At 67.8% G+C, this 26,179-nt stretch carries 25 protein-coding genes; 13 read left to right on the top strand and 12 right to left on the bottom strand.

All coding sequences use genetic code 11. The features are described 5' to 3' along the window. Positions 1–23 precede the first annotated feature (23 nt). Together BLV97_RS00200 and BLV97_RS00195 are read right to left on the bottom strand one after the other, a co-directional pair. Positions 24–557, bottom strand: coding sequence for a L,D-transpeptidase (locus BLV97_RS00200; protein WP_035839195.1), 534 nt, complete (start codon positions 555–557; stop codon positions 24–26). A gap of 568 nt (positions 558–1,125) precedes the next feature. Beyond that, positions 1,126–1,686 carry a gamma-glutamylcyclotransferase gene (locus BLV97_RS00195; protein WP_035839198.1) on the bottom strand — a complete coding sequence of 187 codons (561 nt, stop codon included), beginning with the start codon at positions 1,684–1,686 and terminating at the stop codon, positions 1,126–1,128. A 59-nt stretch (positions 1,687–1,745) separates the two neighbouring features. Here BLV97_RS00195 and BLV97_RS00190 point away from each other — a divergent pair, with 59 nt between their 5' ends. After that, on the top strand, positions 1,746–2,765 hold the full coding sequence (locus BLV97_RS00190) for a DUF2125 domain-containing protein (RefSeq protein ID WP_035839201.1): 1,020 nt from the start codon (positions 1,746–1,748) through the stop codon (positions 2,763–2,765). A gap of 18 nt (positions 2,766–2,783) precedes the next feature. Here BLV97_RS00190 and BLV97_RS00185 read toward each other — a convergent pair whose 3' ends face one another. The 3 genes from BLV97_RS00185 to rpsD all read right to left on the bottom strand — a co-directional run bounded on the left by BLV97_RS00185 (position 2,784) and on the right by rpsD (position 5,550). Further along, complete coding sequence (locus BLV97_RS00185; RefSeq protein ID WP_035839204.1) at positions 2,784–3,704, bottom strand: prephenate/arogenate dehydrogenase family protein; 921 nt, start codon at positions 3,702–3,704, stop codon at positions 2,784–2,786. Then, on the bottom strand, positions 3,704–4,789 hold the full coding sequence (hisC, locus tag BLV97_RS00180) for a histidinol-phosphate transaminase (protein WP_035839208.1): 1,086 nt from the start codon (positions 4,787–4,789) through the stop codon (positions 3,704–3,706). Before hisC ends, BLV97_RS00185 begins: the two co-directional genes overlap by 1 nt. Positions 4,790–4,929: 140 nt before the next feature. Beyond that, positions 4,930–5,550 carry a 30S ribosomal protein S4 gene (rpsD, locus tag BLV97_RS00175; protein WP_035839211.1) on the bottom strand — a complete coding sequence of 207 codons (621 nt, stop codon included), beginning with the start codon at positions 5,548–5,550 and terminating at the stop codon, positions 4,930–4,932. Positions 5,551–5,967: 417 nt separating this feature from the next. Between rpsD and BLV97_RS00170 the strand changes: the two genes are divergently transcribed. After that, the gene (locus BLV97_RS00170) at positions 5,968–7,806 is read left to right on the top strand and encodes a tetratricopeptide repeat protein (protein ID WP_244520922.1); all 1,839 of its coding nucleotides are present in this window, start codon (positions 5,968–5,970) and stop codon (positions 7,804–7,806) included. Further along, the gene (locus BLV97_RS00165) at positions 7,796–8,677 is read left to right on the top strand and encodes a 4-(cytidine 5'-diphospho)-2-C-methyl-D-erythritol kinase (protein ID WP_035839580.1); all 882 of its coding nucleotides are present in this window, start codon (positions 7,796–7,798) and stop codon (positions 8,675–8,677) included. The genes BLV97_RS00170 and BLV97_RS00165 overlap by 11 nt, the downstream gene beginning before the upstream one ends. On the opposite strand, the gene BLV97_RS00160 is transcribed toward BLV97_RS00165, so the two are convergent. From BLV97_RS00160 to BLV97_RS00150, 3 genes are all read right to left on the bottom strand, one after another. Next, complete coding sequence (locus BLV97_RS00160) at positions 8,674–9,390, bottom strand: GNAT family N-acetyltransferase (RefSeq protein WP_035839582.1); 717 nt, start codon at positions 9,388–9,390, stop codon at positions 8,674–8,676. The two genes, BLV97_RS00165 and BLV97_RS00160, sit on opposite strands and share 4 nt — an antisense overlap. A gap of 87 nt (positions 9,391–9,477) precedes the next feature. Then, complete coding sequence (locus BLV97_RS00155; RefSeq protein ID WP_035839584.1) at positions 9,478–10,695, bottom strand: DUF1501 domain-containing protein; 1,218 nt, start codon at positions 10,693–10,695, stop codon at positions 9,478–9,480. Positions 10,696–10,707: 12 nt separating this feature from the next. Continuing rightward, positions 10,708–12,102: a DUF1800 domain-containing protein gene (locus BLV97_RS00150; RefSeq protein ID WP_035839586.1), complete on the bottom strand. Its 1,395-nt coding sequence runs from the start codon at positions 12,100–12,102 to the stop codon at positions 10,708–10,710. Positions 12,103–12,336: 234 nt separating this feature from the next. Here BLV97_RS00150 and BLV97_RS00145 point away from each other — a divergent pair, with 234 nt between their 5' ends. After that, on the top strand, positions 12,337–12,813 hold the full coding sequence (locus tag BLV97_RS00145; RefSeq protein ID WP_035839588.1) for a hemerythrin domain-containing protein: 477 nt from the start codon (positions 12,337–12,339) through the stop codon (positions 12,811–12,813). A 119-nt stretch (positions 12,814–12,932) separates the two neighbouring features. On the opposite strand, the gene aspS is transcribed toward BLV97_RS00145, so the two are convergent. Beyond that, on the bottom strand, positions 12,933–14,711 hold the full coding sequence (gene aspS, locus BLV97_RS00140) for an aspartate--tRNA ligase (protein ID WP_035839591.1): 1,779 nt from the start codon (positions 14,709–14,711) through the stop codon (positions 12,933–12,935). Between the two features lie 250 nt (positions 14,712–14,961). Here aspS and BLV97_RS00135 point away from each other — a divergent pair, with 250 nt between their 5' ends. The 9 genes from BLV97_RS00135 (at position 14,962) to BLV97_RS00095 (ending at position 23,699) form a co-directional block, all read left to right on the top strand. Further along, positions 14,962–16,200 (top strand): SAM-dependent methyltransferase, encoded by a 1,239-nt coding sequence (locus BLV97_RS00135; RefSeq protein WP_035839595.1) that lies wholly within the window; start codon positions 14,962–14,964, stop codon positions 16,198–16,200. Positions 16,201–16,238: 38 nt separating this feature from the next. Continuing rightward, the gene (locus BLV97_RS00130; protein ID WP_244520921.1) at positions 16,239–16,664 is read left to right on the top strand and encodes a VOC family protein; all 426 of its coding nucleotides are present in this window, start codon (positions 16,239–16,241) and stop codon (positions 16,662–16,664) included. Between the two features lie 108 nt (positions 16,665–16,772). Beyond that, the gene (gene carB / locus BLV97_RS00125; RefSeq protein WP_035839598.1) at positions 16,773–20,114 is read left to right on the top strand and encodes a carbamoyl-phosphate synthase large subunit; all 3,342 of its coding nucleotides are present in this window, start codon (positions 16,773–16,775) and stop codon (positions 20,112–20,114) included. Positions 20,115–20,276: 162 nt separating this feature from the next. Then, the gene (locus BLV97_RS00120; RefSeq protein WP_035839600.1) at positions 20,277–20,855 is read left to right on the top strand and encodes a thymidine kinase; all 579 of its coding nucleotides are present in this window, start codon (positions 20,277–20,279) and stop codon (positions 20,853–20,855) included. Between the two features lie 118 nt (positions 20,856–20,973). After that, positions 20,974–21,495 carry a peptide deformylase gene (gene def, locus BLV97_RS00115; protein WP_035839603.1) on the top strand — a complete coding sequence of 174 codons (522 nt, stop codon included), beginning with the start codon at positions 20,974–20,976 and terminating at the stop codon, positions 21,493–21,495. After that, positions 21,492–21,986 (top strand): peptide deformylase, encoded by a 495-nt coding sequence (gene def / locus BLV97_RS00110; RefSeq protein ID WP_035839605.1) that lies wholly within the window; start codon positions 21,492–21,494, stop codon positions 21,984–21,986. Before def (BLV97_RS00115) ends, def (BLV97_RS00110) begins: the two co-directional genes overlap by 4 nt. Continuing rightward, on the top strand, positions 21,983–22,480 hold the full coding sequence (def, locus tag BLV97_RS00105; protein WP_035839608.1) for a peptide deformylase: 498 nt from the start codon (positions 21,983–21,985) through the stop codon (positions 22,478–22,480). Before def (BLV97_RS00110) ends, def (BLV97_RS00105) begins: the two co-directional genes overlap by 4 nt. After that, entirely contained in the window at positions 22,480–23,385 is a 906-nt protein-coding gene (gene fmt, locus BLV97_RS00100) for a methionyl-tRNA formyltransferase (protein ID WP_035839611.1), read from the top strand. Before def (BLV97_RS00105) ends, fmt begins: the two co-directional genes overlap by 1 nt. 77 nt (positions 23,386–23,462) lie before the next feature. Next, the gene (locus BLV97_RS00095; RefSeq protein WP_035839614.1) at positions 23,463–23,699 is read left to right on the top strand and encodes a GlsB/YeaQ/YmgE family stress response membrane protein; all 237 of its coding nucleotides are present in this window, start codon (positions 23,463–23,465) and stop codon (positions 23,697–23,699) included. A 30-nt stretch (positions 23,700–23,729) separates the two neighbouring features. Here BLV97_RS00095 and BLV97_RS00090 read toward each other — a convergent pair whose 3' ends face one another. The 3 genes from BLV97_RS00090 to BLV97_RS00080 are packed head-to-tail and all read right to left on the bottom strand — an operon-like array spanning position 23,730 to position 26,178. Further along, the gene (locus BLV97_RS00090; RefSeq protein WP_081824938.1) at positions 23,730–24,695 is read right to left on the bottom strand and encodes a mechanosensitive ion channel family protein; all 966 of its coding nucleotides are present in this window, start codon (positions 24,693–24,695) and stop codon (positions 23,730–23,732) included. Further along, positions 24,692–24,988 carry a 4a-hydroxytetrahydrobiopterin dehydratase gene (locus BLV97_RS00085; protein ID WP_035839617.1) on the bottom strand — a complete coding sequence of 99 codons (297 nt, stop codon included), beginning with the start codon at positions 24,986–24,988 and terminating at the stop codon, positions 24,692–24,694. Before BLV97_RS00085 ends, BLV97_RS00090 begins: the two co-directional genes overlap by 4 nt. Before the next feature lie 2 nt (positions 24,989–24,990). After that, positions 24,991–26,178, bottom strand: coding sequence for a GNAT family N-acetyltransferase (locus BLV97_RS00080; RefSeq protein ID WP_035839619.1), 1,188 nt, complete (start codon positions 26,176–26,178; stop codon positions 24,991–24,993). Position 26,179: the final 1 nt, after the last annotated feature.

Below are 26,179 nucleotides of genomic sequence, written 5' to 3'. Positions count from 1 at the left end.
GCACCGGGCCGGCGCTGGGGGGGCTAGAGCACCTTCACGGGCATCCCGATTCGGGTGAGGGGGAACAGCTCGGCGATGTGCTCGTTCGCAAGCGAAATGCCTTCGCCCGCGTGGCGCAGCCTGGGGTTTTCCCCGCGGCCATGGATGCGCAACCCCTGCCAGTCTAGATAGAGCGCATGGCTGCCCAGCGGGTTGTCCGGCCCTGGCGGGATCACCCCGGGCAGGCCGGGAACCCGGGCGGCCAGGTCGGGCGCGGGGCGCCAACTGGGACCGACCACCTTGCGCACCACCTGTGTGTGGCCACGCCACAGCGGCCTGCCGCCGCTGGGCGGCGCGATCGGATAAAGACGGTGGATACTGCCGTCGCTGCCCCAGACATGCAGGGTGCGGGCCTGGGTGTCGGCCAACATGGCGCCGTTTTCGAGCGTCTCGAAATGATCTTGCCAGCTGACCGGGCCGGTCAGCGCATCCGCCCTGTATGGCAGCGTCAACATCGCCACGCCGCTTGCCACCAAGCCCAGCATACCTCTTCGCCCGAAGGCGTTTCTGCGCGTCATCGCCCATTCCTTCCTGTTTCGGGTCCGTCCTTGTTGGATAGATGGACGCGGGCCGAGTCCATGCAAGTCACGAAGTGGGTGATCCGCGCGGCCCGGCGGCAGCGCGCCGTGTCGGCCCCACCGGCGGGCAAGCTGCCGCCGATCCCGGCCCGTCCACGCGGATGTGCGGGCGCGGGAGCGAACAGTTGTCATGAAACTGACGTTTAGCTGTCATTGCGGCGATTCCTCGCGCTGCAAGAGTATTGACGGCCTTCGGGTCGCCTGTCCCCGGCCTGGCGCGTGTCCCCCCACGCAGCGCCGGTGCTGCCCCCGGATCATCTCGATGCGGTCCGGGGGCGGATCACACCCCGGTCGTTTTCCGCGGCGGATCGGGCAGCAAGGCCTGCGCCTTGGCCGATCATCGCCGCGGCAGCCGCGCCGATTGATGCAGGCCTTCGCCGCCGGTGCAACCTGTCCGGGAATTGCACCAGCAAGATCAATTGCTTCCGAATAATGCCGATGTGATGCGAACGAACGGTGCGAACGGATCCGTCTTCGTTCTCATCGCCGGCTCATGCCTCTGGGCGCGTCATTGCACCTCGGCTTCCGGGCCGCCGTTCAGCGCTTGGACCCGGGCGGAAAGCCAGGTCAGATCCTCGTCGGCGATGCCCAGTTCGTCCAGATGCCTGGCGGTATTGTAAAGATACTCGCTGTTAGGGCCGCGCCCGCCGGTCGCGCGGGCGATGATCCGGGCCTGTTGCTCCAGCGCCAGACCGCCGCAATATTGCGCATGATCCGGGTCGATCACATAGGTCAGGGCCTGCACGATCTGGCCGCCCCGCAAGGCGACCTTCTGCCGGGTTTCCAGATAGGCCGAGGAGACCAGCTCTCGTTCGCGCAGATAGGCGAGGGTTTCGTCCTCGGCGCCCGGTGCGACGGCGAAGGCCACACCGTCACAATGGGCGCCTTCCAGCGCGTCCAGCGCCAGCACGAGGCCCGGATCGGCCTCGGTTCCGCGGTGGTGGATCGAGCGCATGCAAAACGATCGGTGCCAGCCCGACAGGCGGGCGATTTCATGCCGGGCGACCGGGAAACCCGGGTTCCAGATCAGCGAGCCATAGCCGAATACCCAGGTTGTTCCGTCCGTCATTGCTGGCCCTCCGCAAACGCGCCCTGTAAACACCCATGAGCCGCAAAGGAAAAGGCCGGATGCGCCGACTGATCGCCATAGTCCTTATCTTCGCCGTGCTTTGGTTCGGCTATTGGTTCATCGCGCGCGCCGCGCTGGAACGCGGCGTGGCCGATGCCTTTCACAACGCCCGCGCCGAGGGCCGCGTCGCGCGCTATCAAAGCCTGGGCGTCACCGGCTTTCCCAACCGCTTCGACATGACGCTGGACAAGGTGGCGCTGGGCCTGCCGCTGGACGCTTCGGCGTCGGCGTCGGCGTCGACGCAGGCCCAGGCCGTGTGGCACGCGCCGCAGGTGCAGCTGATCGCGCTCAGCTATCGCCCGAACCGGATGATCGCGGTGCTCCCGGGAGCGCAGATGCTGACGCTGCCGGATCAGAAGATCACCCTGACCTCGAAGCAGCTGGCGGCGAATTTCAACCTTGCCGCCGATACCGCGCTCAGCTTCGACAGCCTGGCGCTGATCGGCGACAAGCTGGACATCACCTCCACCGACGGCTGGGCCGCGACGCTGAAACAGGGGCGACTGGCGGCGAACCGGTTGCCGGCGCCCGCCACCTATCGTGTCGGTTTCGAGGCGCTGGATCTGACGCCCAACCCGGCGCTTCGCGCGCGCCTCGATCCGAACCGCGACTTGCCGGCGGTGATCGACAAGCTGCATCTCGACGGGCGGCTGACGCTGTCGGCCCCGCTCGACCGGCATGTGGGCGAATCCCGGCCCCAGCCGCAGGCGATCACGCTGACCGACGCGCGGCTGGATTGGGGCCAGACCCGGATCGTCGCGACCGGCACCCTGCGCCGGGGCGCCGGTGGGCTGGCCGAGGGGCAGTTGGACGTGAAGATCATCCAATGGCAGCCGCTTTTGCGGATCGCCGAGGCCGACGGCGTGATCGAGCCTGCCCGCCTGGCCACCTGGCGCAAGGCGCTTCAGGCGCTGGCCCAGGGATCGGGCCGGGCCGACACGATCGACCTGCCGCTTGTCTTCGGGGGCGGCCAAATCAGCCTTGGCTTCCTGCCGCTGGGCCCCGCGCCGCGCTTCTGAAACGGCGACGGCCGGGGATCAGCCCCCGGCCTTGCTGCGGCCGAAATCGGGGGCGGCGGTGTCCTGGCCGGCCTCGATGATGCCGCGCCGGATCGCGCGGGTGCGGGTGAAATAGTCGAACAGATGCTGGCCGTCGCCGGTGCGGATCGCGCGTTGCAGGGCGAAAAGCTCCTCGGTGAAGCGGCCGAGGATCTCCAGCGTTGCGTCCTTGTTGGTCAGGAAGACGTCGCGCCACATCGTCGGATCCGAGGCCGCGATGCGGGTGAAATCGCGAAACCCGGCGGCGGAATAGCGGATCACCTCGCTATCGGTCACCCGGCCCAGATCGTCGGCCACGCCCACCATCGTGTAGGCGATCAGATGCGGTGCATGGCTGGTCACCGCCAGCACCAGATCGTGGTGGGGGGCGTCCATTTCCTCGACGTGGGCACCCATCGCCTCGATCAGGCCGCGCAGGCGCGCGGTGGCGTCTGCGTCGGCGTCCGGCAGCGGCGTCAGCAGCCACCAGCGGTTGCGAAACAGCGCGGCAAAGCCCGAGCGCGGCCCCGAATGTTCGGTCCCTGCCAGCGGATGGCCGGGGATGAAATGCACGCCCTCCGGGATCTCTGGCCCGACCGCCTCGATCACCGCCTGCTTGACCGAGCCGACATCGGTCACCGTGGCGCCCGGCCGCAGATGCGGGCCGATCTCGGCGGCCACCGCAGCCATCGCGCCCACCGGCACCGCCAGCACCACCAGATCGGCGCCCTGCACCGCCTCGGCCGCCGTCGCGTGGATCGAATCGCACAGCCCGATCTCTTCGGCGATGGCGCGGCTTTCGGCGCTTTTGGCATGGCCCGCGATATGGCCCGCAAGCCCCGCCTCGCGCATCGCATGGGCCATGGAAGAGGCGATCAGCCCCAGCCCGATCAGCGCGACCCGGTCGTAGACCTGCGCCATCACCGCTGTCCCTTGAACTGCGCCACCGCATGGGCGACCCGGCGGCAGGAGGCTTCGTCCCCCACCGTGATCCGCAGGCAATGCGGCAGGCCGTAGCCCGCGACCCGGCGCACGATCAGCCCCTGGGACTTCAGATGCGCGTCGCAGGCCTCGGCCTCGGCCGCGCTGGCAAAGCGGGCGAGGATGAAATTCGCCGTCGAGGTGTCCGAAGGCACGCCGACCTCGGCCAGCGCCTCGGCCAGCCAGGCGCGCAGGCGGGTGTTGTCTGTGCGGCACTTCACGACCCAGTCCTGATCGCGCACCGCCGCTTCGGCGGTCTCCAGCTGTGCGACCGACAGGTTGAACGGCCCGCGGATGCGGTTCAGTACGTCGATGATCTGCTTCGGCCCGTAGCCCCAGCCGATCCGCAGGCCCCCCAGTCCGTAGATCTTGGAGAAGGTTCGCGTCATCACCACGTTCGACCGCGCCTCGACCAACGCCTTGCCGCCGTCGAAGCCCTCGACATATTCGGCATAGGCGCCGTCGAGCACCAGAATCGCCTGTTTCGGCATCTCCTCGGCCAGCCGCGCCACCTCGGCCCCGCCGATCATCGTGCCGGTGGGGTTGTTGGGATTGGCCAGGAAGACGATCCTGGTCTTTTTCGTGCAGGCTGCGAGGATCGCGTCGACATCGACGACGCGATCGCGTTCCGGCGCCACCACCGGCGTCGCGCCGACCGCGCGGGTCAGCACGTCGTACATCAGAAAGCCGTGCTCGGTGCGCACCACCTCGTCGCGCGGACCCGCATAGGCCTGGCAAAGCAGGGTCAGCACCTCGTCCGAGCCGACCCCGCAGATCACCCGCGCGGGATCGAGCCCATGCACCTCGGCGATTGCCTCGCGCAGGGCGGCATGGTCGGTCGAGGGATAGCGGTGAAGTTGATGCACCGCCCGCGCATAGGCGTCGCGCGCCTTCTGAGACGGCCCGTAGGGGTTCTCGTTCGAGCTGAGCTTTACGGCATTCTCGATGCCTGCGACATGAGATTGGCCACCCTCGTACAGGGCGATGTCCATGATGCCGGGCTGCGGGCGGATCGCGTCACTCATGTTCAACTCCTTGGTCCTGGCCGGGTCTTAGCGGTCGGCGCGGGGGCTTGCCAGAGGTTTGAACGGTGCGGTCGGCGGAAAAGCAAAAGGGCCGCACCGGATGGCGCGGCCCCCGTATAGGGTGATCCATCCGAAGGGGATCAGTTCTTCGCGTAATATTCCACGACGAGGTTCGGCTCCATCTGCACCGCGTAGGGCACATCGCCAAGCGCCGGGGTGCGCACGAAGGTGGCGGTCATCTTCGAATGGTCGGCCTCGATGTAATCGGGCACGTCACGCTCGGGCAGGCCGACGGCTTCCAGTACGATGGCCAGCTGGCGCGAGCGGTCGCGCACGGCGATCACGTCGCCTTCCTTGACGCGGTAGGACGGGATGTTGACGCGCTTGCCGTTCACCGTGACATGGCCGTGGTTCACGAACTGGCGCGCGGCGAAGATGGTGGGCACGAACTTGGCGCGGTAGACAACGGCATCCAAGCGGCGCTCCAGCAGGCCGACCAGGTTCTCGCCGGTGTCGCCCTTGACGCGCTCGGCCTCGCCATAGATGCGGCGGAACTGCTTCTCGGTCAGGTCGCCGTAGTAACCCTTGAGCTTTTGCTTGGCGCGCAGCTGGGTGCCGAAGTCGGACAGCTTGTTCTTGCGGCGCTGGCCGTGCTGGCCGGGGCCGTATTCGCGGCGGTTCACCGGGGATTTCGGACGGCCCCAGATGTTTTCGCCCATCCGGCGGTCGATCTTGTACTTGGCAGAGGTGCGTTTGGTCACCGCTGATCTCCTTCTTGCATTGCGAAGGGCGTTGTCCTTTCCCCGAAGGGCGACAGGCATCCCCTTGCGGGGGCCGCCAACACCAATGACGCCGGGGGCGCATGGCACCCGGACGTGGGGCTTATACAGGCGCCAAGGCCGGAGTCAACGCCCGCCGCGCTGCGAAATGCGCAGGCTGGCGGCGCGACCCCGCCCGCGGTTGGCTGCGGACCGCGGCAAAAGCAAGGGGCATTCTGTGCTCTTCGCCCTGGCCGGAATGCCCCATGGGGCCTCGAGGACTGCCCCCGGGCGCCTGGTCCGGCGTCCGGCACGCCCGCATATGGCCGGCGCGCGGAACGCTCTTGCCCCTATGGATTGCCAGCACGGCCAAGGGGCAGTAGCTTAAAGGGCCAGCCCCTGCTCGTGAAAGGACCCATTGTGATCCGTGCCCTCCGCTTCGGCCTTCTGTCCACTTTTTCGGCGGCGTTGATCGCCTTGCCGCCGGCCCTGTCGGCCCAGGCGGCGACCCAGCCGGCGACCAAGGCCGCGCAGGGTGCGGCGGGCGAGGCATTGCTGGCGCCCGGGGTTGCCGGCGCCTATCTGGCCGCGCGCCAGGCCAGCCGCGACAGGGATTACTCTGCCGCGGCGCGTTACGCGGGCGATCTGCTGGCGCGCAAGGTCGAACGCCCCGCAGTGATGGAAACCGCGATCCAGTCCGATCTGGCGCTGGGCGATTTCGCCGCCGCGGCCCGGGTCGCGGCGCAGATGCATTCCCTCGGCATCCGCAGCCAGGTGGGGCAACTGGTGCGGATCGCCGATCAACTGGGCAAGGCACAATATGAGGCGGTGCTGACCGAACTGTCCAGGAACGACGGGGTCGGGCCGCTGGTGGACGGGCTGGTCACCGGCTGGGCCGATCTCGGCGCCGGCAAGATGAGCGAGGCGATCGCCGCCTTCGACAAGTTGGCGAAGACGCCGGGGATGCAGGCCTTCGGCCTTTATCACAAGGCCCTGGCGCTGGCTTCGGCGGGCGATTTCGAAGGCGCCGAGAAAATCCTGGGCGGCGATCATTCCGGCCTGCGCCTGACCCGCCGCGGGGTCATCGCCGAGGCCGAGGTTCTGAGCCAGCTGGAGAAGAACGATGCCGCCCTGGCGCTGCTGAACCGACATTTCGCCCCCGGCCGGGATCCGGGCGTTGACGCGCTTCGCGACCGGCTGAAGGCGGGCGAGACGCTGCCGTTCTCGGTCGTGCGCACGCCGCGCGACGGGTCGGCCGAGGTGTTCTACTCCGTCGCCACCGCGCTGCAGGGGCAGGCCTCGAACGGCTATGTGCTGCTGTTTTCGCAGATCGCACTGCATCTTCGCCCGCATCTGACTTCGGCCGCGCTGTTGTCGGCGGGGCTGCTGAGCGACGAAGACCAATATGACCTGGCGCTGAAGATCTACGGCAGCATCCCGCAAAACGATCCAGAGCATTTCATGGCCGAGATGGGGCGCGCCGAGACGCTTTACGCCCAGGGCCACAGCCAGGAGGCGACCGCCGCGATGGCGCTGCTGGCCAAGGCCTATCCCAAGGTCATCAACGTGCAGATCGGCTATGGCGACATGTTGCGCCGTCAGAAGATGTGGGCAGGCGCGATCAAGGCCTACGACAACGCCATCGCGCTGATCGGCCCGAAGCCCTCGGCGCAGCAATGGTCGGTTTTCTATCTGCGCGGCATCGCCGAGGAGCGATCCGGCGATTGGGCCCGGGCCGAGCCCGACCTGCGCGAGGCACTGAAGCTGAACCCCGACCAGCCCGATGTGCTGAACTATCTTGGCTATGCGTTGGTGGACCGGGGCGAAAAGCTCGACGAGGCGCTGCCGATGATCAAGAAGGCGGTCTCGGAACGGCCCGATGATGGCTATATCCGCGACAGCCTTGGCTGGGCCTATTACAAGCTGGGCGACTACGACAAGGCTCTGACGGTGATGGAGAAGGCCTCGCAGCTGGAGCCGGTCGATCCGGTGGTCACCGACCATCTGGGCGATGTCTACTGGATGGTGGGGCGCAAGCTGGAGGCGCAGTTCCAGTGGCGCCGGGCGCTGTCTTACGGGCCGGACCCGGACGAGGCCAAGCGCATCCGGCTGAAGCTGGAAAAAGGCCTGGATGCGGTGCGCGAAGACGAAGGCAAGGGCGTCGACAAGGGTGTGGGCAAGGCCGCTTCCGAGCCGACGAAGGCCGCCGATCCCGCGCCGGCGGCCAAGTCCAAGCCCGGGGCCATCAATGGCGGCTGAGGCCCTTGCGCCCGCCAAGATCAATCTGACGCTGCATGTCATCGGCCGCCGGGCCGATGGCTACCACTTGCTCGACAGCTTGGTGGCCTTCGTCGATCTGGGCGACCGCGTCGGCGTGGCGCCGGGCGACGGGCTAAGCCTGCGCGTCAAGGGCCCGCGCGCAGCCGGGGTTCCTGCGGATGACAACAACCTGATGCTGCGCGCGGCCCGGCTGCTGGCCGCCGGGGCAGGGGCGGAGGTGGGGGCCGATCTGGGGGCGGCCCTGACGCTGGAGAAATGCCTGCCCATGGCGGCGGGGATTGGTGGCGGCTCCTCGGACGCGGCGGCGGCGCTGCGGCTTTTGTCTAGGCTTTGGGGGCTGCCGATGCCCGATACGCGGGCGCTGATGGCGCTGGGGGCGGATCTGCCGGTCTGCGCCGCCGCGCGACCGGCCCGGATGCGCGGCCTGGGCGAGCGGCTGGACCCCGCGCCCGCGCTGCCGCCGGTCTGGCTTGTGCTGGCCAATCCGGGCATGGCGCTGGCGACGCCCGCGGTCTTCGGCGCGTTGTCCCGGCCCGAGAACGCGCCGATGCCCGAAACCCTGCCCGATTTCCCCGATGCCGTGGCACTGGCGGCCTGGCTGCGCGCGCAGCGCAATGATCTGGAACCGGCGGCGACCGCGATCTGCCCGGCGGTCGCGCAGGTGTCGGCGGCGCTTGCGGCGCAATCGGGCTGCCTGTTGGCGCGGATGTCGGGATCCGGCGCAACCTGCTTTGGGGTGTTTGCAAGTCCCGCGACGGCGCAAGCCGCGGTGGCGGCCTTGCGCGCGGCGCGCCCCGACTGGTGGGTGGAAGCCGCGGGCCTTTGGCAGCCGGCCGGCGACGCGGCCTAGTCCGGCAGGCTTGGGTCGTTCGCGGCCCGCACCAGGCGGGTCAGGTCCGACAGGCGTTCGACCTGGCGGCCGGAGCGGTCGAAATTCGACGGCGCGAGCCAGGCCTCATAGGCCGCCCGCAGCGCTGGCCATTCGCTGTCGATCGCGGCGAACCAGGCGGTATCTCGGTTGCGGCCCTTGACCACGGCCGCCTGGCGGAAGACGCCCTCGTAGCTGAAACCCAATCGCTGCGCCGCGCGGCGCGACGCCCGGTTCAGCGCGTTGCATTTCCATTCGTAGCGCCGATAGCCCGCCTCGAACACCCGGCGCATCATCAGATACATCGCCTCGGTCGCGGCGCGGGTGCGCTGCAATTCGGGGGCATAGTTGATATGGCCGACCTCGATCGAGCCGGCCTCGGGTGCGATGCGCAGGAAGCTGGCCACGCCGCCCAGATGGCCGGTTTCAAGATTGCGGATCGCGAAGAAAAGCGGATCGTCCTGGCCCTGGCTTTCTCGCGCCCAGCGGTGATAGGCGGCGGCGGAACCGAAGGGGCCATAGGGCAGGTAATCCCAGATCGCATCGTCGGCGGAATTGGCGCGGTGCAGATCGGCGGCATGGGCATCGGCGTCGAGTGGCTCTAGCCGGGCGAACCGGCCTTCCAGCGCCGCGCGCTCTGGGCGCGGCGGGGGCGTCCAGCCGGGGACCGGGCGGCCGAGGTCGGTCTGGGCCATGGGGCACTTCCTTGGGTTGCTTGCCGGTGCGTCCTTGGCCTAGCGCAGGCGGCAGGGCCGGGCAATCCCCTTGCGCCGGGCCGGGTCCTACAGCAGCAGGCGCGGATCATCGCCCATGTCGAGACCGGGGAAGATCTTGTCTTGCAACAGATCGCGACCGATCCCGTACATGCCGCGCATCGCCCAGGCAGGGTAGAGGCGCACGTCGGCGGTGGGCATCAGGTCGCGGCGCTGGTAAAGATCGGCCTCCTCCAGCCCGGGCCATTTGCCGTAGACCCGCCCGCCGCGGATCGCGCCGCCCGCCATCAGCATCGCGCCACCGGTGCCGTGATCGGTGCCCCCGGTGCCATTTTCGCGCGCGGTGCGGCCGAATTCGGTGACCGCCAGAACCGTGGTGCGCTGCCACAGCGGCCCCAGGCCAGATTTCAGCGTCAGCACCGCCTGTGACAGCCCCGAAAGCTGCCGCCGCAGCACCCCGGCCTGGCCGCGGTGGCTGTCCCAGCCGCTGATCGAGAAGGCGGCGATGCGGGTCTCCTGGCGCATCCGCTCGGCGGTGAACTTTGCCAGTGCCGCGGCCTGGTCGGCCCGGTTCGCGGCCTTGCGCATCATCGCCGGGCTCATCGCGCGCTCGTCGCCAAGCTGGTCGGCCAGGTCCATCGCCTCCTCACCGGCGTCGCGAAACAGCGGGTCGTCGTGATAGACCTGTTCCAGCAGCACCCGGCTTTGCTGGCTTAGCACCAGCCGGGTGTCGGGGGCCCAGCTGCGAAAGGGGGCGCGGCCCTCGATCACCTTCATCTCGTCGCGGCCCACGGCAAAGGCGGTCTGCGCCGCGATCCCTGGCACCGATTGCAGCATCCGGTTCAGCCAGCCGTCGCGCACCCGCAGATCGGGCACGTCAAGGCCGGTCCCGGCCTCGAGGATATCCTGGCCGTCGAAATGGCTGCGCTTGTTGCGGTAGGGGGTGGCGACGGCATGGGCAAAGCCCAACTCGCCCGCCTGCCACAGCGGCATCAGATCGGCCAGCGCCGGATGCAGCGCGAAGAAATCGTTCAGCATCAGGGGCGGGGCGTTGCCGTTCAGCGAGGGGCCGCGCAGCGCCGCCCAGGCGCGGTCGCCCGCCGGGCGCACCACGTCCAGCCCGTCCATCGCGCCGCGCAGGATGATCACCACCAGCCGGTCCTCGCCCGGGGCCGAGGCCAGGGTCACATGGGTCATCAGCGGCCAGGCGGCGGCCGAACATCCGATCAGCGCCGAAGCCCGCAGGAAGGCCCGCCGCGTCGGTTGGGAAGAGGATATGTCGCGCATGGGGGGCCTCGTTCAGCGGCGGTTGAAATCGGCCGAGGCCAGGATCAGCCCCACGCCTTCGGCTTTGCTTTCGGCCCGCCGCGCGGCGGTAATCAGCGTCGGGCTGGCGGCCTCGGCCAGCGCGGTCCGGGCGAATTCGCGCGGGTCGGGCAATTCGTCATCCGTGAAGCGCCCGGCCTTCATCGCCCAGCCGATCCGCGCGGCCAGACCCTGCGGGGTGATCCAGGCGCTGGCGTCCTCGTGCCAGCCGTCGGGTCCCGATGGCTGCTGCCAGGGCTGGCCCATCAACTTCAGCGGCACCGCCAGGAAGCGTTGCACCCGCCCGGGATCCAGGCCGGCCAGGGTTTCCGGCGGCGTGCCCAGCCCGCGCAGCGAGGCTGCGATGAAATCCCAGGGCTGGCGCGCCTTGCCCGCGGGTCCGATCGGCGCCCAGGCCGCGGGATGGGCCAGCATCGCCGCGTAGACCGTGGGCAGGTGCCCGTCCGAGCGCTGGTAGGCCTCGGTCATCGCGGACACCATCCCGGGATCGGGCCGGTCCGAGACGAAATGCACGGCCAGTTCGCGCGACAGGTGCCGTGCGGTGGCCGGATGCACGGCGATGTCGTCGAGCGCGGCGTAGATATCCGACAGCCGCGCCGGCTCCTCGCCGCCATAGCGGCGGCCCAGAACGGTTTCGGCCCCCGGTTCGGCCCGGCCGGGGCGGAAGACAAAGCCGCCCTCGCTGTTGAAGCCCAGGCCGGTCAGCAGCTTGGCGAATTGGCGCACATCGGTCTGGGTATAGGGGGCACCGACGCCCAGCGTGTGCAGTTCCAGCAATTCGCGGGCGAGGTTCTCGTTCAGGCCGAACTTGCGCTTGTGGGCCGCGTCGGCGCGCAGCGCGGCCCGCGACCGCGGCCCGACCGAGCTGTTTTGATCCAGATAGATCAGCATCGCCGGATGGGTCGTCGCGGCCTTCAGCATGTCGGCGAAGTGGCCCGCCAGATGCGGGCGGATGGCTTCTTCGGCGAAGGCATAGGGCAGCAGGGCCATCGCCGGCCCCTTGGCGGCGACGGTGAAGTGATTGGCCCAGAAATATTGCAGCCGCTCGCGAAAGCCGTCGGACGAGTGCACCGCGCGCTGCAACTGGCTGACGAAGGCCCGCGCCTGGGCGCCGCGCAGGGCCAGCCGTGCCGCGCGCACCCGGTCCTGTCGGCTGCCGTCGCCCGCCATCTTTTCCATCGCGCGGGCCTCGCGCAGCGCCCGCGCGCCGTCCACCGCCTGGACGAGCGAGGGCAGGGGATATGTCTTGGCAACCATGTCCGGCGCCCGCAGTCCTGCCAGCAGCGCCTGCGGATCCGCCGGCGGGGCGATGTCGGGCGACAGGCCATAGCCGAAGCGGATCGCGGCGATCGTGGGGGAATAGCTCAACTGCGTCTCCTCGGGGGCGGTCCGGCGCATGGGGTGCCGTCGGGCCGCGGGTGAACAGGCTTAGTGTATCATTCCCCGCGAACGCGGCGTGAGAGACATTCCGTCGCTTTCGAACCAATTTGGCTGCGCGGGCGCGGCGGGGCGGCGTTGGGAAATCGCCCATCGTGACGCGACCGCGGAACAATCCGGGGGATGGGCGGTTCTGGTCAGGTGGCGCAAGACGAGGAGAGGATAATGCCCGACATCTATGCCGAGATCACAGCCGACCACGACAAGCATCGCGAACTGATGGCCCGGATCGCCGATACCGAGGGCGCCAGCGCCGACCGCAAGGCAGCCTGGGAGACGTTCTATTATGACATCAAATCCCATGCGGCAGCCGAGGAAGAGACCTTCTATTCGAAGCTGATGGAAAAGACCTGGGGCCAGGATGCGGCGCGCCATTCGGTGCAGGAACATGCCGAACTGGACGATCTGCTCGACGCGCTGAACGAGATGGACATGTCGTCGTCCGGGTGGCTGAACAAGTTCAGCAAGCTGCAGCATGACTACACCCATCACATGGACGAGGAAGAGCGCGACATCTTCGCCCGCGCGCGCGAAGTGATCGACGACGATCGCGCGGCGCAGTACGGAGCGGCGTTTCGCAGCCGCAAGGTGAAAGAAAAGGGGATGGTCGACGCGAAGGCGGACGATCAGGTCGAGGAATAGGGGCGGCGCCGGTGTGCGAGGCAAGGCCGCGGGCGGGGGGCTGTCTGCCCCCCTGCGCCCCCCGAGGATATGTGTGCCAAAGTGAAAGAGGCGGTTCTGGCCGGGGGGCGGTGCCGGGCCTAGTCCTCGTGCGGGACCACCCGCAGGCCGAGTTCACGAAGCTGCTCGTTCGTGGGGTCCGAGGGGGCGTTCATCATCAGGTCCTCGGCGCGCTGGTTCATGGGGAACATGATGACCTCGCGGATGTTGACCGTATCGGCCAGCAGCATCACGATCCGGTCGATCCCCGCCGCGCAACCGCCGTGGGGCGGCGCGCCATAGCGGAACGCCTTGACCATGCCGCCAAAGCGTTTCTCGACCTCTTCCTTGGGGTAGCCCGCGATCTCGAAGGCCTTGAACATGATCTCGGGGCGGTGGTTGCGGATCGCACCCGAGAGGATCTCATACCCGTTGCAGGCAAGGTCGTACTGATAGCCCAGCACGTCCAGCGGATCGCCCTGCAGCGCCTCGAGGCCGCCTTGCGGCATCGAGAACGGGTTGTGTTCGAAGTCGATCTTGCCGGTCTCGGGGTCCTTCTCGTAGATCGGAAAATCGACGATCCAGGCAAAGGCGAAGCGGTCCTTTTCGGTCAGGCCCAGTTCCTCGCCGATGACGTTGCGGGCGCGGCCGGCGACGGGTTCGAACACCTTCGGCTTGCCGCCCAGGAAGAACGCCGCGTCGCCCACGCCAAGGCCCAGCTGCTGGCGGATGGCCTCGGTCCGCTCGGGGCCGATGTTCTTGGCAAGGGGGCCCGCGGCTTCCATCTCGCCCCCCTGGTCGCGCCAGAAGATATACCCCATCCCCGGCAGGCCCTGTTGTTGGGCGAAGGCGTTCATGCGGTCGCAGAACTTGCGGCTGCCGCCGGTCGGCGCCGGGATTGCGCGGATCTCGTTGCCTTCTGTCTCCAGCAGTTTCGCGAAGATCGCGAAGCCGGAGCCGCGGAAATGCTCGCTGACATCCTGCATCTTGATCGGGTTGCGCAGGTCGGGCTTGTCCGAGCCGTACCAGAGCGCGGCGTCGCGATAGGCGATGCGCGGCCAGTCCTGATCGACGCGCTTGCCGTCGGCGAATTCCTCGAAGGTGCCGCGCAGCACCGGTTCGACCGCCTGGAACACGTCCTCCTGCTCGACAAAGCTCATCTCGACGTCGAGCTGGTAGAAGTCGGTGGGCGAGCGGTCGGCGCGCGGATCCTCGTCGCGAAAGCACGGCGCGATCTGGAAGTAGCGGTCGAACCCCGCCACCATGATCAGCTGCTTGAACTGCTGCGGCGCTTGGGGCAGGGCGTAGAACTTGCCCGGATGCAGCCGCGACGGCACCAGGAAATCGCGCGCGCCCTCGGGGCTGGAAGCGGTGATGATCGGGGTCTGGAACTCGGTAAAGCCCGAATTCCACATCCGGTCGCGCATGGATTTGATAACGCGCGAGCGCAGCATCATGTTCTGGTGCAGGCTCTCGCGGCGCAGGTCGAGGAAGCGGTAGGCAAGGCGCGTCTCCTCGGGGTAGTCCTGATCGCCGAAGACCGGCAGCGGCAGTTCCTCGGCCGGGCCCAGCACGGTGAGGTCGCGGATATAGACCTCGATCTCGCCGGTCGGCAGCTTGGGGTTTACCAGCGCCGCGTCGCGGGCCTTCACCGTACCTTCGATCTGGATCACCCATTCGGCGCGCACCTTCTCGACCTCCTTGAAGGCGGGCGAGTCGCTGTCGGCCAGCACCTGGGTCATGCCGTAATGATCGCGCAGGTCGATGAACAGCACGCCGCCGTGGTCGCGGACCCGGTGGACCCAGCCGGAAAGACGGACGGTCTGGCCGACATCGGCCTTGGTCAGGGCGGCGCAGGTATGGCTGCGATAGGCGTGCATGATCTTCCCCTTTGCGAGGCGCGGGTGTGGTTTCGCGCCGATACACCCCGCGCGGGCCGGGAAGTCAAGCGGGCGAGGGCGAAAGCCGGTTCCGCGGCGATCGCCGCCGAGGATTGTGCGGCGGCCGGATCCTGCCGGAATCGGGCCTTTGCCTGCGCGACAATCCGTCCTAGATTTTCGAAGGTGGGGGCAATGAATTTGTGTTCCCGAAGGGGAAGATCCGCAGAAAACGATCGGAAGGAGGGTGTGGATGTGGACCTGGCTTCTTGACCGAATGTTGTCGGGGCTTGTTCGGCATGGAACGCTGATCATGCATATGCCGGACGGCAAGACCTTACGCCACGGCGACGGCGGCGCGCCGACGGTGGAGGTCAGCCTGACCGATCCGGCCTTGCCGCGCAAGCTGGTGCTGAACCCGGACATGGCGCTGGGCGAGGGCTACATGGACGGCTCGGTGGTGATCAAGGACGACGACCTTTACGGGATGCTGACGCTGGCCTTGTCCAATGTCGCCGCCGCGCCCAGGAACTGGCGCGAATGGACGATGAAGATGCACAGGCTGATGCGCTGGATCGAACAGTTCAATCCCGCCAGCCGCGCGAAGCGCAACGTGGCGCATCATTACGACCTTTCGGGCGAGCTATACGATCTGTTCCTGGATGAGGACCGGCAATATTCCTGCGCCTATTTCCGCGACCCCGATTACACGCTGGAAGAAGCCCAGTCGGCCAAGAAGCACCACATCGCCAAGAAGCTGCTGATCGAGCGGGGGATGACGGTGCTGGATATCGGCTGCGGTTGGGGCGGGCTGGCGCTGACGCTGGCGCGCGATTACGGCGCCAAGGTCCTGGGCGTGACGCTGAGCGAGGAGCAATACAAGGTGGCCGTCCAGCGCGCCAAGGACGCGGGGCTGGAGGATCAGGTCGAATTCCGGCTTTGCGATTACCGCAACGTCTCGGGGCAGTTCGACCGGATCGTCTCGGTCGGCATGTTCGAACATGTCGGCGTGCCGCAGTACCGCACCTATTTCCGTGCCGTGCATGACCGGCTGGCGCCCGGCGGGATCGCGCTGATCCATTTCATCGGCCGGCCCACGCCGCCGGGCGCCACCAGTCCCTGGATCACCAAGTACATCTTCCCCGGCGGCTACTGCCCTTCGCTGTCCGAGACCATGGCGGCGATGGAGCGCGAACACCTATACGAGACCGACATCGAGATCTGGCGCCTGCATTATGCCGAGACGCTGAAGAACTGGCATGACCGCTTCATGGCCAATATCGACAGGGCCAAGGCGCTTTATGACGAGCGTTTCTGCCGGATGTGGCGCTATTACCTGATCGGGTCTGAACTGACCTTCCGCTACAACGGCCAATGCGTGTTCCAGATCCAGCTGGCCCACAAGCAGGACGCGGTGCCGCTGACACGCGACTATCTATACGTCGACGCGGCGGAACATTCCCAACAGGTGCAGCGCCGCGCGGCGGAATAGGCGCGGCGGGTGGAATGAGGTTCACCCATCTTTGAATCGTGGCGCGCGACGCCCCCGGGCTCGCGCGCTTCTACGCCGGGGTCTTCGGATGCAAGGAACGGCGCCCGCCGCGGCGGCTTTTGGGCACGGCCGTCGCCCGCGGCAATGGCTTGCCGAGGGTGGGGCTGCTGTCGGTCTGGCTGACGCTGCCGGGGGTCGAAGCCCCTTTCCTGGAGATCCACCAATATGACCGGGCCGTGGATCGCCCGCCGCCCGCCGTGAACGCGCCGGGCTATGGGCATATCTCCTTTGCCGTGGACGACATCCGCGAAACCCGCGCCGCGATCTTGGGCGCGGGCGGCCGCGCGCAGGGCGAGATCACAGATCTCGGCGTGGCCGGGGCGCCGGTCCTGGTGGTCTACATGCGCGACCCCGAGGGCAATCTGGTCGAGATCGAAGAGGCCCGGGCCGGCACGACGCCGTGAACGCAGCCGAGATTCCGCGCCGCGCCCGCCGACGGCGCCCTTCTGGGCTTGCGCGTGGCGCCTTGGTGGCTATAACCCCGACAATTTGCGCGATTGGGGGTCAGGACGATGCCGAAGAGAACCGATATCAAGTCGATCATGATCATCGGAGCCGGCCCCATCATCATCGGCCAGGCCTGCGAGTTCGACTATTCCGGCGCCCAGGCCTGCAAGGCCCTGCGCGAGGAAGGCTACCGGGTGATCCTGGTGAACTCGAACCCCGCGACGATCATGACCGATCCGGGGTTGGCCGATGCCACCTATATCGAGCCAATCACCCCCGAGGTTGTCGCGCGCATCATCGAGGAAGAGCGCCCCGACGCCCTGCTGCCCACCATGGGCGGCCAGACCGGGCTGAACACCTCGCTGGCGCTGGCGGATATGGGCGTGCTGGACAAGTTCGGCGTCGAGCTGATCGGCGCCAACCGCGATGCCATCGAGATGGCCGAGGACCGCAAGCTGTTTCGCGAGGCGATGGACCGGCTGGGGATCGAGAACCCCAAGGCCACGATCATCGCCGCGCCGAAGCTGGCGAACGGCAAGTACGACATCAAGGCCGGCGTGGCCCAGGCGATGGACGCGCTGGAAGAGATCGGCCTGCCCGCGATCATCCGCCCTGCCTTCACCCTGGGCGGCACCGGCGGCGGCGTGGCCTATAACCGCGACGATTACGAACGCATCTGCCGGTCGGGACTGGATGCCTCGCCGATGGCGCAGATCCTGGTCGATGAATCGCTTCTGGGCTGGAAGGAATACGAGATGGAAGTCGTGCGCGACCGCGCCGACAACGCCATCATCGTCTGCGCGATCGAGAACGTCGACCCGATGGGCGTGCACACGGGCGATTCGATCACCGTCGCCCCGGCGCTGACGCTGACCGACAAGGAATACCAGATCATGCGCAACGGCTCGATCGCCGTGCTGCGCGAGATCGGGGTCGAGACCGGCGGCTCCAACGTGCAATGGGCGATCAACCCCGCCGACGGCCGGATGGTGGTGATCGAGATGAACCCCCGGGTCAGCCGGTCCTCGGCGCTGGCATCGAAGGCCACCGGCTTTCCGATCGCCAAGATCGCGGCGAAGCTGGCGGTGGGCTATACGCTGGACGAGTTGGACAACGACATCACCAAGGTCACCCCGGCCTCGTTCGAGCCGACCATCGACTATGTCGTCACCAAGATCCCGCGCTTCGCCTTCGAGAAGTTCCCCGGTGCCAAGGCCGAACTGACCACCGCGATGAAGTCGGTCGGCGAGGCGATGGCGATCGGCCGCACCATCCACGAATCGCTGCAAAAGGCACTGGCGAGCCTGGAGACCGGGCTGACCGGCTTTGACGAGATCGCGATTCCGGGGGCTGACGGCCCCGCTGGCAAGGCCGCGATCATCAAGGTGCTCAGCGCCCAGACGCCGGACCGGCTGCGCCTGATCGCCCAGGCCATGCGCCACGGGCTGACGAACGACGAGATCCAGCATGCCACCGCCTTTGATCCGTGGTTCCTGGACCGCATCCGCGAGATCGTCGAGTCCGAAGAAGAGATCCGCCGCGAAGGCCTGCCGATGAACGAGGACGGCCTGCGCCGGCTCAAGATGATGGGCTTCACCGACGCGCGCCTGGCCAAGCTGACCGGCCGCGACGAAGGCCAGGTCCGCCGCGCCCGGCGCAATCTAGGCGTCAAGGCGGTGTTCAAGCGCATCGACACCTGTGCGGCCGAATTCGAGGCCCAGACCCCCTATATGTATTCCACCTATGAAAGCCCGGTGATGGGCGAGGTCGAATGCGAGGCGCGGCCCTCGGACCGCAAGAAGGTTGTGATCCTGGGCGGCGGTCCGAACCGGATCGGCCAGGGGATCGAATTCGACTATTGCTGCTGCCATGCCTGTTTCGCGCTGACCGACGCGGGCTATGAGACGATCATGGTCAATTGCAACCCCGAGACGGTCAGCACCGATTACGACACTTCGGACCGGCTCTATTTCGAACCGCTGACACTGGAACACGTGCTGGAAATCCTGCGGGTGGAGCAGGAGCGCGGCACGCTCCATGGCGTCATCGTCCAGTTCGGCGGCCAGACGCCGCTGAAGCTGGCCAATGCGCTCGAGGCCGAGGGCATCCCGATTCTCGGCACCTCTCCCGACGCGATCGACCTCGCCGAAGACCGCGAGCGGTTCCAGAAGCTTCTCAACAAGCTGGGCCTCAAACAGCCGGTCAACGGCATCGCCCATTCCGACGCCGAGGCTTTCCGCATCGCGGCCGATGTGGGCTATCCGCTGGTGATCCGGCCCTCCTATGTTCTGGGCGGCCGCGCGATGGAGATCGTGCGCGACGACGCGCACCTGGAACGCTACATTCGCGAGGCGGTGAACGTGTCGGGCAAGAACCCGGTGCTGCTGGACAGCTACCTGACCGGCGCGATCGAGGTCGACGTGGATGCGCTGTGCGATGGCGAGACCGTGCATGTCGCAGGGATCATGGAGCATATCGAGGAAGCCGGGGTGCATTCGGGCGATAGCGCCTGCTGCCTGCCGCCGCATTCGCTGTCGCGCGACACGGTCGAGGAGCTGAAGCGCCAGACGGTGCTGATGGCCAAGGGGCTGAACGTCGTCGGCCTGATGAACGTGCAATTCGCGATCAAGGACGGGGTGATCTATGTGCTGGAGGTGAACCCGCGTGCCTCGCGCACCGTGCCCTTCGTGGCCAAGGCCACCGACAGCGCCATCGCCTCGATCGCCGCTCGGCTGATGGCGGGCGAGAAACTGTCTGCCTTCCCGATGCGCGCGCCCTACCCCGAAGGGGTGGGCCCCGATACGCCGCTGCCGCTGGCCGACCCGCTGACGCTGGCCGACCCGAAGACGCCGTGGTTCAGCGTGAAGGAGGCGGTGATGCCGTTTGCCCGCTTCCCCGGCGTCGACACGATCCTTGGCCCCGAGATGCGCTCGACCGGCGAGGTGATGGGCTGGGATCGGACCTTCGCGCTGGCCTTCCTGAAGGCGCAGATGGGCGCGGGCACGAAGCTGCCGGACGAGGGCCGGGTGTTCGTCTCGATCAGGGATGCCGACAAGACCGAGGCGATGGCCCGGGCGGTGCGCGATCTGGTGGGCATGGGCTTTTTCGTCGTCGCCACGCGTGGCACGGCGGCCTTCCTGGAAGGGGCGGGCGTGGCCTGCGAGGTGGTGAACAAGGTCTATGAGGGGCGCCCGAACATCGTCGACCGGATGAAGAACGGCGAGGTCGCGCTGGTCTTCAACACCACCGAGGGCGCGCAGGCGATCGAGGACAGCCGCGAGATCCGCGCGGTCGCGCTTTACGACAAGATCGCCTATTACACCACGGCGGCGGGTTCGATCGCCGCGGTCGAGGCGATGAAGGCCCGCGGCGACGGCGAGATCGGGGTGCGCACGCTGCAGGGATGAGGCCCGACCCCGGCCCTGCCGGGGCGAAATCGCTCCGGCGGAGCGATTTCACGGCCGAACGCCCGGCGGTAGTGCCGGGCGCGCGGGCTTGCAGCGACGCTTTTCCCCGGTAGCGCCCCGCCCGGTCTTGATCCCCGCGCCGCAACCGGGCAAATCCCCCTCATGGCCAAGCTCTATTTCCACTATTCCACCATGAACGCGGGCAAGTCGACGCTGCTTCTGCAGGCGTCGCACAACTACCGCGAGCGCGGGATGCAGACCTATCTGGTGACCGCGCAGTTCGACGACCGGGCGGGCGAGGGGCGGATCGGGTCGCGCATCGGGATCGGCGAGGCCGCGGATACCTTCGCCCCGGGCGAGGACCTCTTCGCCAAGATCAAGGCGCGGCTTGATGCCGGCCCCGTCGCCTGCGTCTTCTTCGACGAGGCCCAGTTCCTGAGCGAGGATCAGGTCTGGCAACTGGCCCGCGTGGTGGATGATCTGCGGGTGCCGATCATGTGCTACGGCCTGCGCGTCGATTTCCAGGGCAAGCTGTTCCCCGGCTCGGCCGCGCTTCTGGCGCTGGCGGACGAGATGCGCGAGGTGCGCACCATCTGCCATTGCGGCAAGAAGGCCACCATGGTCGTGCGCAAGGATGCCGATGGCCGGGTGGTCAGGGATGGTGCCCAGGTGCAGATCGGCGGCAACGAAAGCTATGTCGCGCTGTGCCGGCGCCACTGGCGGGCCGCGATCGAGGGCTAGAGGGCCGCGCCCGCGCTGTTGACCCTGCGCGGCGCCGCCGCCCGCCCGCGATCCTTCGCCCGGCTCTTGCGCGCGCCTGCCCGTTGCGCGGGCGCGCGCGATCGCCTAAATCCTGCGCATGAGCATCAAACCGATCCTGATCCACCCCGACCCGCGCCTCAAGAAGGTCGCCGATCCCGTGGGCATCATCACGCCAGAGCTGGGCAAGCTGGCCGAGGACATGCTGGAAACCATGTATGACGCCCCCGGCATCGGCCTGGCCGCGCCGCAGGTCGGCGTGCTCAGCCGACTTCTGGTGATGGATTGCGTGAAGGACGCCGAGGCCCCGCCACGCCCCATGGTGCTGTTCAACCCCGAGGTCACCTGGACATCGGAAGCGACGAACACCTATGAGGAAGGCTGCCTTTCGATCCCCGAGCAATATGCCGAGGTCGAGCGCCCCGCCGAAGTGCGCGTGGCCTGGACCGGCCTTGACGGCAAGCGCCACGAGGAAGCGTTCGACGGCCTCTGGGCGACCTGTGTCCAGCATGAGATCGACCATCTGAACGGCAAACTGTTCATCGACTACCTCAAACCGCTGAAACGTCAGATGATCACCCGCAAGATGGTCAAGCTGAAGCGAGAGAAGGCCCGGGCGTGAGCCTGCTGCCCATCGTCACCTGGCCCGACCCCCGGCTGACCCGGCGCTGCGCCCCCGTGCCCGCCGTCGATACCGATCTACGCCGTCTGGCCCAGGACATGCTGGAAACCATGTACGATGCGCCGGGCCGCGGGCTGGCGGGGCCGCAAGTGGGCGCGATGCTGCGGCTCTTCGTGATGGACGCCTCGTGGAAGGACGGCCGCCCGGCGCCGCGCATCGTCGTGAACCCCAGTGTCGTCGCCGCCTCCGATGACCAGGTCGCGATGGACGAGGCCTGCCTTTCGATCCCCGGCGTCAGCGCCCGCGTCACCCGCCCCGCGCGGGTGCGGCTGCGCTGGACCGCGATCGATGGCGCCGCGCGCGACGAATGGTTCGACGGCCCCGCCGCGCGCATCGTTCAGCACGAATATGACCATCTCGACGGCATCGTCACCTTCCATCGTCTCGACCCCGAGGCGCGTGCCGCGGCCGAGGAGGCCTATCGCCCGTGATCCGCCCCTTCCTGCCCTGGCCCGACAAACGCCTGCGCACCGCCGCCGCGCCGGTCACGGAGGTGACCGACGAGATCCGCCGCATCTGGGGCGACATGATCGAAACCATGGACGCGATGCCCGGCTACGGGCTTGCCGGGCCGCAGATCGGGGTGATGCACTGCCTTGCCGTGGTGGATTGCTCGGAAATGCGCGGCCAGGCGGTGCGGATGGCCAACCCCGAGATCCTGCACGCCTCGGTCCAGTCGCGCGAGCACGAGGAAGCCAGCCCCAACCTGCCCGGCGTCTCGGCGGTGATCGCGCGGCCGCGGGCCGTGACGGTGCGGTTCCTCAACGCCGACGGCGCGTGGGAAGAACGCGATTTCGTCGATCTCTGGGCCACCAGCGTGCAGCATCAGATCGACCATCTGCAGGGCCGGATGTATTTCGACCGCCTGTCGCGGCTGAAGCGCGAGCGGCTGATCAAGCGCGCCGAAAAGGCGGGGAGGGGCTGATGCGGATCGTCTTCATGGGCACGCCCGATTTCTCGGTCCCGGTGCTCGAAGCCCTGGCCGCGCGGCACGAGATCGCCTGTGTCTACTGCCAGCCGCCGCGCCCCGCCGGGCGCGGCAAGAAGGACCGCCTCAGCCCGGTGCAGGCGCGGGCCGAGGCGCTGGGCCTTCCCGTTCGCCACCCCAAAAGCCTGAAGGGTGAGGCGGCCCAGGCCGAGTTCGCCGCGCTGGGCGCGGAGGTCGCCGTTGTGGTGGCCTATGGGCTGATCCTGCCGCAGGCGGTGCTGGATGCGCCACGACATGGCTGCCTGAACATCCATGCGTCACTGTTGCCGCGTTGGCGCGGGGCAGCGCCGATCCACCGCGCGATCATGGCCGGCGATGCCGAGACCGGGATCTGCGTCATGCAGATGGAGGCCGGGCTGGATACCGGGCCGGTGCTGCTGCGCCGCGCCACCCCCATCGGGCCCGAGGAAACCACCGCCGACCTGCATGACCGGCTTTCGGCACTGGGCGCCGAGGCGATCGTCGAGGCGCTCGACCGGCTGGACAGCCTGACGCCCGTGCCGCAGCCCGAGGAAGGCGTGACCTATGCCGCGAAGATCGACAAGGCCGAGGCGCGGGTGGATTTCACCCGCCCGGCCGAAGAGGTCTGCCGCTTGATCCGCGGCCTGTCGCCGTTTCCCGGCGCCTGGGTCGCGGTCGGGGAAGAGCGGCTGAAACTGCTGCGCTGCCGCGCTGTCGCGGGACAGGCGCGGGGGGGCGAACCCGGCACGGTGCTGGGGGGGCTGACCATCGCCTGCGGCGACGGCGCCGTCGAGGTGACGCTGGCCCAGCGCCCGGGCAAGCGGCCGATGGCGGCGCAGGATCTGCTGCGCGGCTGGGATCTGCCGATCCGCCTGGGCTAGGGCGCGGCCCGGGCGCGCTTGACCTTGGCGCCGCCAGTCCACATGTGACAGCGGACGGGATGGGAACGGAGCACCAGATGGGCCTGGTTATTCTGATCGCGATCGGGGCGCTTGCCGGCTACATGGCGACCCGGATGATGGACGTAGAGGCCAATCCGGTGGTGACCATCGCGATCGGCATCGTCGGCGCGCTGCTTGGCGCACTGCTGCTGCGCGCGCTTCTGTTCATGATCGGTGCGCTGGCTGGCCTTCTGGGTGCGCTGATCGGCGCGCTGCTGTTGATCTGGATCTGGCAGAGTTTCGTCACCCGCTAGGCTAGGCGCCGCCGCTCCGTCGTTCCGCTGTCACGCCAGCCCGCTGCCCTTCGCTGCCATCGCGGTGGTCGCCGGATCAGTGCCGTCGCCGGACTCGGGCGGCGTCGCGGTGGCCTCTTCCCCGGGCGCTATCGGTGCAACGCCGCCGGCGGCCACCATGGTGCGCGTCGGGAAGGGGATGTCGATGCCGTGGGCGTCGAAGGCCTCTTTGATCTTGCGGGTGATGTCGTTGCGATAGGCGAAGTAATCCGCTCGTGCCACCCAGTTGCGCACCAGGAAATCGACCGAACTGTCATTGAGCGCCGCAACCTGCACGAAGGGCTCCGGGTCGGACAGGCTGCGCGCGTCGGCGGCAAGCACCTCTCGGATCACGCCTTCGACCTTGGACAGATCCGAGGCATAACCCACTCCGAAGGTCCATTCCGCGCGCCGCGTCGGATAGACCGAGTAATTGGTGATCATGTTGCCCCAGACCTTGGCGTTGGGCACGATGACCTGCAAATTGTCTATCGTCGCCAGTTCGATGAAGTTCAGGTTGATCGACTTCACCGTCCCCATGGTCGAGGCGACGGCCACGAAATCACCCAGCTTGAACGGCCGGAAGACGATGATCATCACCCCGGCCGCGACATTCGACAGCGTGCCTTGCAGGGCAAGCCCCACCGCCAGGCCGGCGGCGCCGATCACGGCGACGATCGAGGTCGTCTGGATGCCGAAGGTGTTGAGCACGAAAAGCACAGTGAAGGTCAGCACTGCGTAGCGGGTGATATTGCCCAGGAAGGTAAAGAGCGTGTCGTCAAGGCGCGCATAGCGCTGGCTGAGCCCGCTGATGCGCTGATCCGCCCAACGCCCCAGGATGAAGCCCGCCACCAGAATCGCAATGGCGGTAAGCGTGCTGCCCGCGACCGAGGCCAGGAAGGGGATCGTCACCACATCGGCGATGGATTTTCCCTGCAAAAGCGGGGTGTGGAAGATGTTGGTGATCAGATCAGTCATGTCGAGAGTGCGTCCATCTTCTTGGCCAGTTTCACGTCCAGTTCGGTCAGGCCGGCCGCGTCATGGGTGCTTAGTGTGACCTCGACCGTTGCATATACATTGCGCCACTCGGGGTGGTGGTTCCATTTTTCGGCCCAGATCGCCACCCGGGTCATCCAGCCGAAGGCCTCGACGAAATTGGCGAAACGGAAGGTCTTGGCGATTGCGTCGCGGCCCGGCGTCTCGGCCCAGCCGGTCCCGGACAGTTCCGTCAGCGCCGCCGCGCGGGTGTCGGGGGCAAGTTTTTCGGCCATGATCAGCTTTCCCTCTGCTGTGGGGCGCCCTTGCGAAAGGGGCCGTAGTCGCCAAGCACCTCGATCTCATGCTCGACCGCGCGTTCCTCGGCCTCGAGGAACCGGGCGATGGCCTGGCGCAGCCCGGCGTCCGCGATCCAGTGCAGCGAATGGGTCTGCACCGGCAGATAGCCCCGCGCCAGCTTGTGCTCGCCCTGCGCGCCGGCCTCGACCCGCTGCATCCCCTGCGCGATCGCATAGTCGATGGCATGATAGTAGCACAGTTCGAAATGCAGGCAGGGGTGATCCTCGATGCAGCCCCAGTAGCGGCCGTACAGCGTTTCGCGCCCGATCAGGTTCAGCGCGCCCGCGACCCACGTCCCGTCGCGTTCGGCCAGCACCAGCAGGATATCCTCGGCCATCGTCGCGTGGATCTCGTCGAAGAAGGCCCGTGTCAGATAGGGCGTGCCCCACTTGCGCGCGCCGGTGTCCTGATAGAAGCGCCAGAAGGCATCCCAGTGCTCGGGGCGCAGGGCGTCGCCGGTGAAGGCCTGGATCGTGCCGCCGAAGTCCTGCGCGGTGCGGCGCTCCTTGCGCAGGGTCTTGCGCTTGCGCGACGACAGCGCGCCCAGGAAGGCATCGAAATCAGAGAACCCGTCGTTTTCCCAGTGGAATTGCTGGGTGATGCGGTGCATCAGCCCCATCTCGGCGCCGGCCTTTGCCTCGGCCTCGGTGCAGAAGGTGATATGGACCGAGCTTAGATCATTCCGGTCGGCGATCTGCACCAGGCCCTGCACCAGCGCGGCGCGGCCGGTTTCTTCCATCCCCGGCAGGGTCAGCAGGCGCCGGCCGGTGGCGGGGGTGAAGGGCACCGCGACCTGCAGCTTGGGGTAATAGCGCCCGCCGGCGCGTTCCCAGGCATGGGCCCAGTTGAAATCGAAGATGTATTCGCCCTGGCTGTGGGATTTCACATAAAGCGGCGCGACCGCGATCACCCGGCCCTCGGCGCGCACCACCATCGGGCGCGGATCCCAGCCGGTGCCCGGCCCGACCGAGCTTGAGCGTTCCAGCGCAAGCAGGAACCGGTGGGTGGTGAACGGGTCGAGCGGCCGGCCGCCATCGGCCGCCTCGGGGCAGGCGCAGGCATCCCAATCGGCGGCAGAAATCTCCGACAGGCCGGAGAGAAGGGTGATTTCGATCTCGTCGCTCATC

The sequence above is a fragment of the Allgaiera indica genome (assembly GCF_900106675.1).
Lineage (GTDB): Bacteria > Pseudomonadota > Alphaproteobacteria > Rhodobacterales > Rhodobacteraceae > Acidimangrovimonas > Acidimangrovimonas indica.
The sequence above is the reverse complement of the archived record's forward strand: the minus strand, read 5'-3'. Positions and strand labels throughout refer to the sequence as shown.

Coding starts and splice junctions, on each gene's coding strand:
- BLV97_RS00200 (WP_035839195.1), bottom strand. CDS start 557: ATGACGCGCAGAAACGCCTTCGGGCGAAGAGGTATGCTGGGCTTGGTG.
- BLV97_RS00195 (WP_035839198.1), bottom strand. CDS start 1,686: ATGACGGACGGAACAACCTGGGTATTCGGCTATGGCTCGCTGATCTGG.
- BLV97_RS00190 (WP_035839201.1), top strand. CDS start 1,746: ATGCGCCGACTGATCGCCATAGTCCTTATCTTCGCCGTGCTTTGGTTC.
- BLV97_RS00185 (WP_035839204.1), bottom strand. CDS start 3,704: ATGGCGCAGGTCTACGACCGGGTCGCGCTGATCGGGCTGGGGCTGATC.
- hisC (WP_035839208.1), bottom strand. CDS start 4,789: ATGAGTGACGCGATCCGCCCGCAGCCCGGCATCATGGACATCGCCCTG.
- BLV97_RS00165 (WP_035839580.1), top strand. CDS start 7,796: ATGGCGGCTGAGGCCCTTGCGCCCGCCAAGATCAATCTGACGCTGCAT.
- BLV97_RS00160 (WP_035839582.1), bottom strand. CDS start 9,390: ATGGCCCAGACCGACCTCGGCCGCCCGGTCCCCGGCTGGACGCCCCCG.
- BLV97_RS00155 (WP_035839584.1), bottom strand. CDS start 10,695: ATGCGCGACATATCCTCTTCCCAACCGACGCGGCGGGCCTTCCTGCGG.
- BLV97_RS00145 (WP_035839588.1), top strand. CDS start 12,337: ATGCCCGACATCTATGCCGAGATCACAGCCGACCACGACAAGCATCGC.
- aspS (WP_035839591.1), bottom strand. CDS start 14,711: ATGCACGCCTATCGCAGCCATACCTGCGCCGCCCTGACCAAGGCCGAT.
- BLV97_RS00135 (WP_035839595.1), top strand. CDS start 14,962: ATGTGGACCTGGCTTCTTGACCGAATGTTGTCGGGGCTTGTTCGGCAT.
- carB (WP_035839598.1), top strand. CDS start 16,773: ATGCCGAAGAGAACCGATATCAAGTCGATCATGATCATCGGAGCCGGC.
- BLV97_RS00120 (WP_035839600.1), top strand. CDS start 20,277: ATGGCCAAGCTCTATTTCCACTATTCCACCATGAACGCGGGCAAGTCG.
- def (WP_035839603.1), top strand. CDS start 20,974: ATGAGCATCAAACCGATCCTGATCCACCCCGACCCGCGCCTCAAGAAG.
- fmt (WP_035839611.1), top strand. CDS start 22,480: ATGCGGATCGTCTTCATGGGCACGCCCGATTTCTCGGTCCCGGTGCTC.
- BLV97_RS00095 (WP_035839614.1), top strand. CDS start 23,463: ATGGGCCTGGTTATTCTGATCGCGATCGGGGCGCTTGCCGGCTACATG.
- BLV97_RS00090 (WP_081824938.1), bottom strand. CDS start 24,695: ATGACTGATCTGATCACCAACATCTTCCACACCCCGCTTTTGCAGGGA.
- BLV97_RS00085 (WP_035839617.1), bottom strand. CDS start 24,988: ATGGCCGAAAAACTTGCCCCCGACACCCGCGCGGCGGCGCTGACGGAA.
- BLV97_RS00080 (WP_035839619.1), bottom strand. CDS start 26,178: ATGAGCGACGAGATCGAAATCACCCTTCTCTCCGGCCTGTCGGAGATT.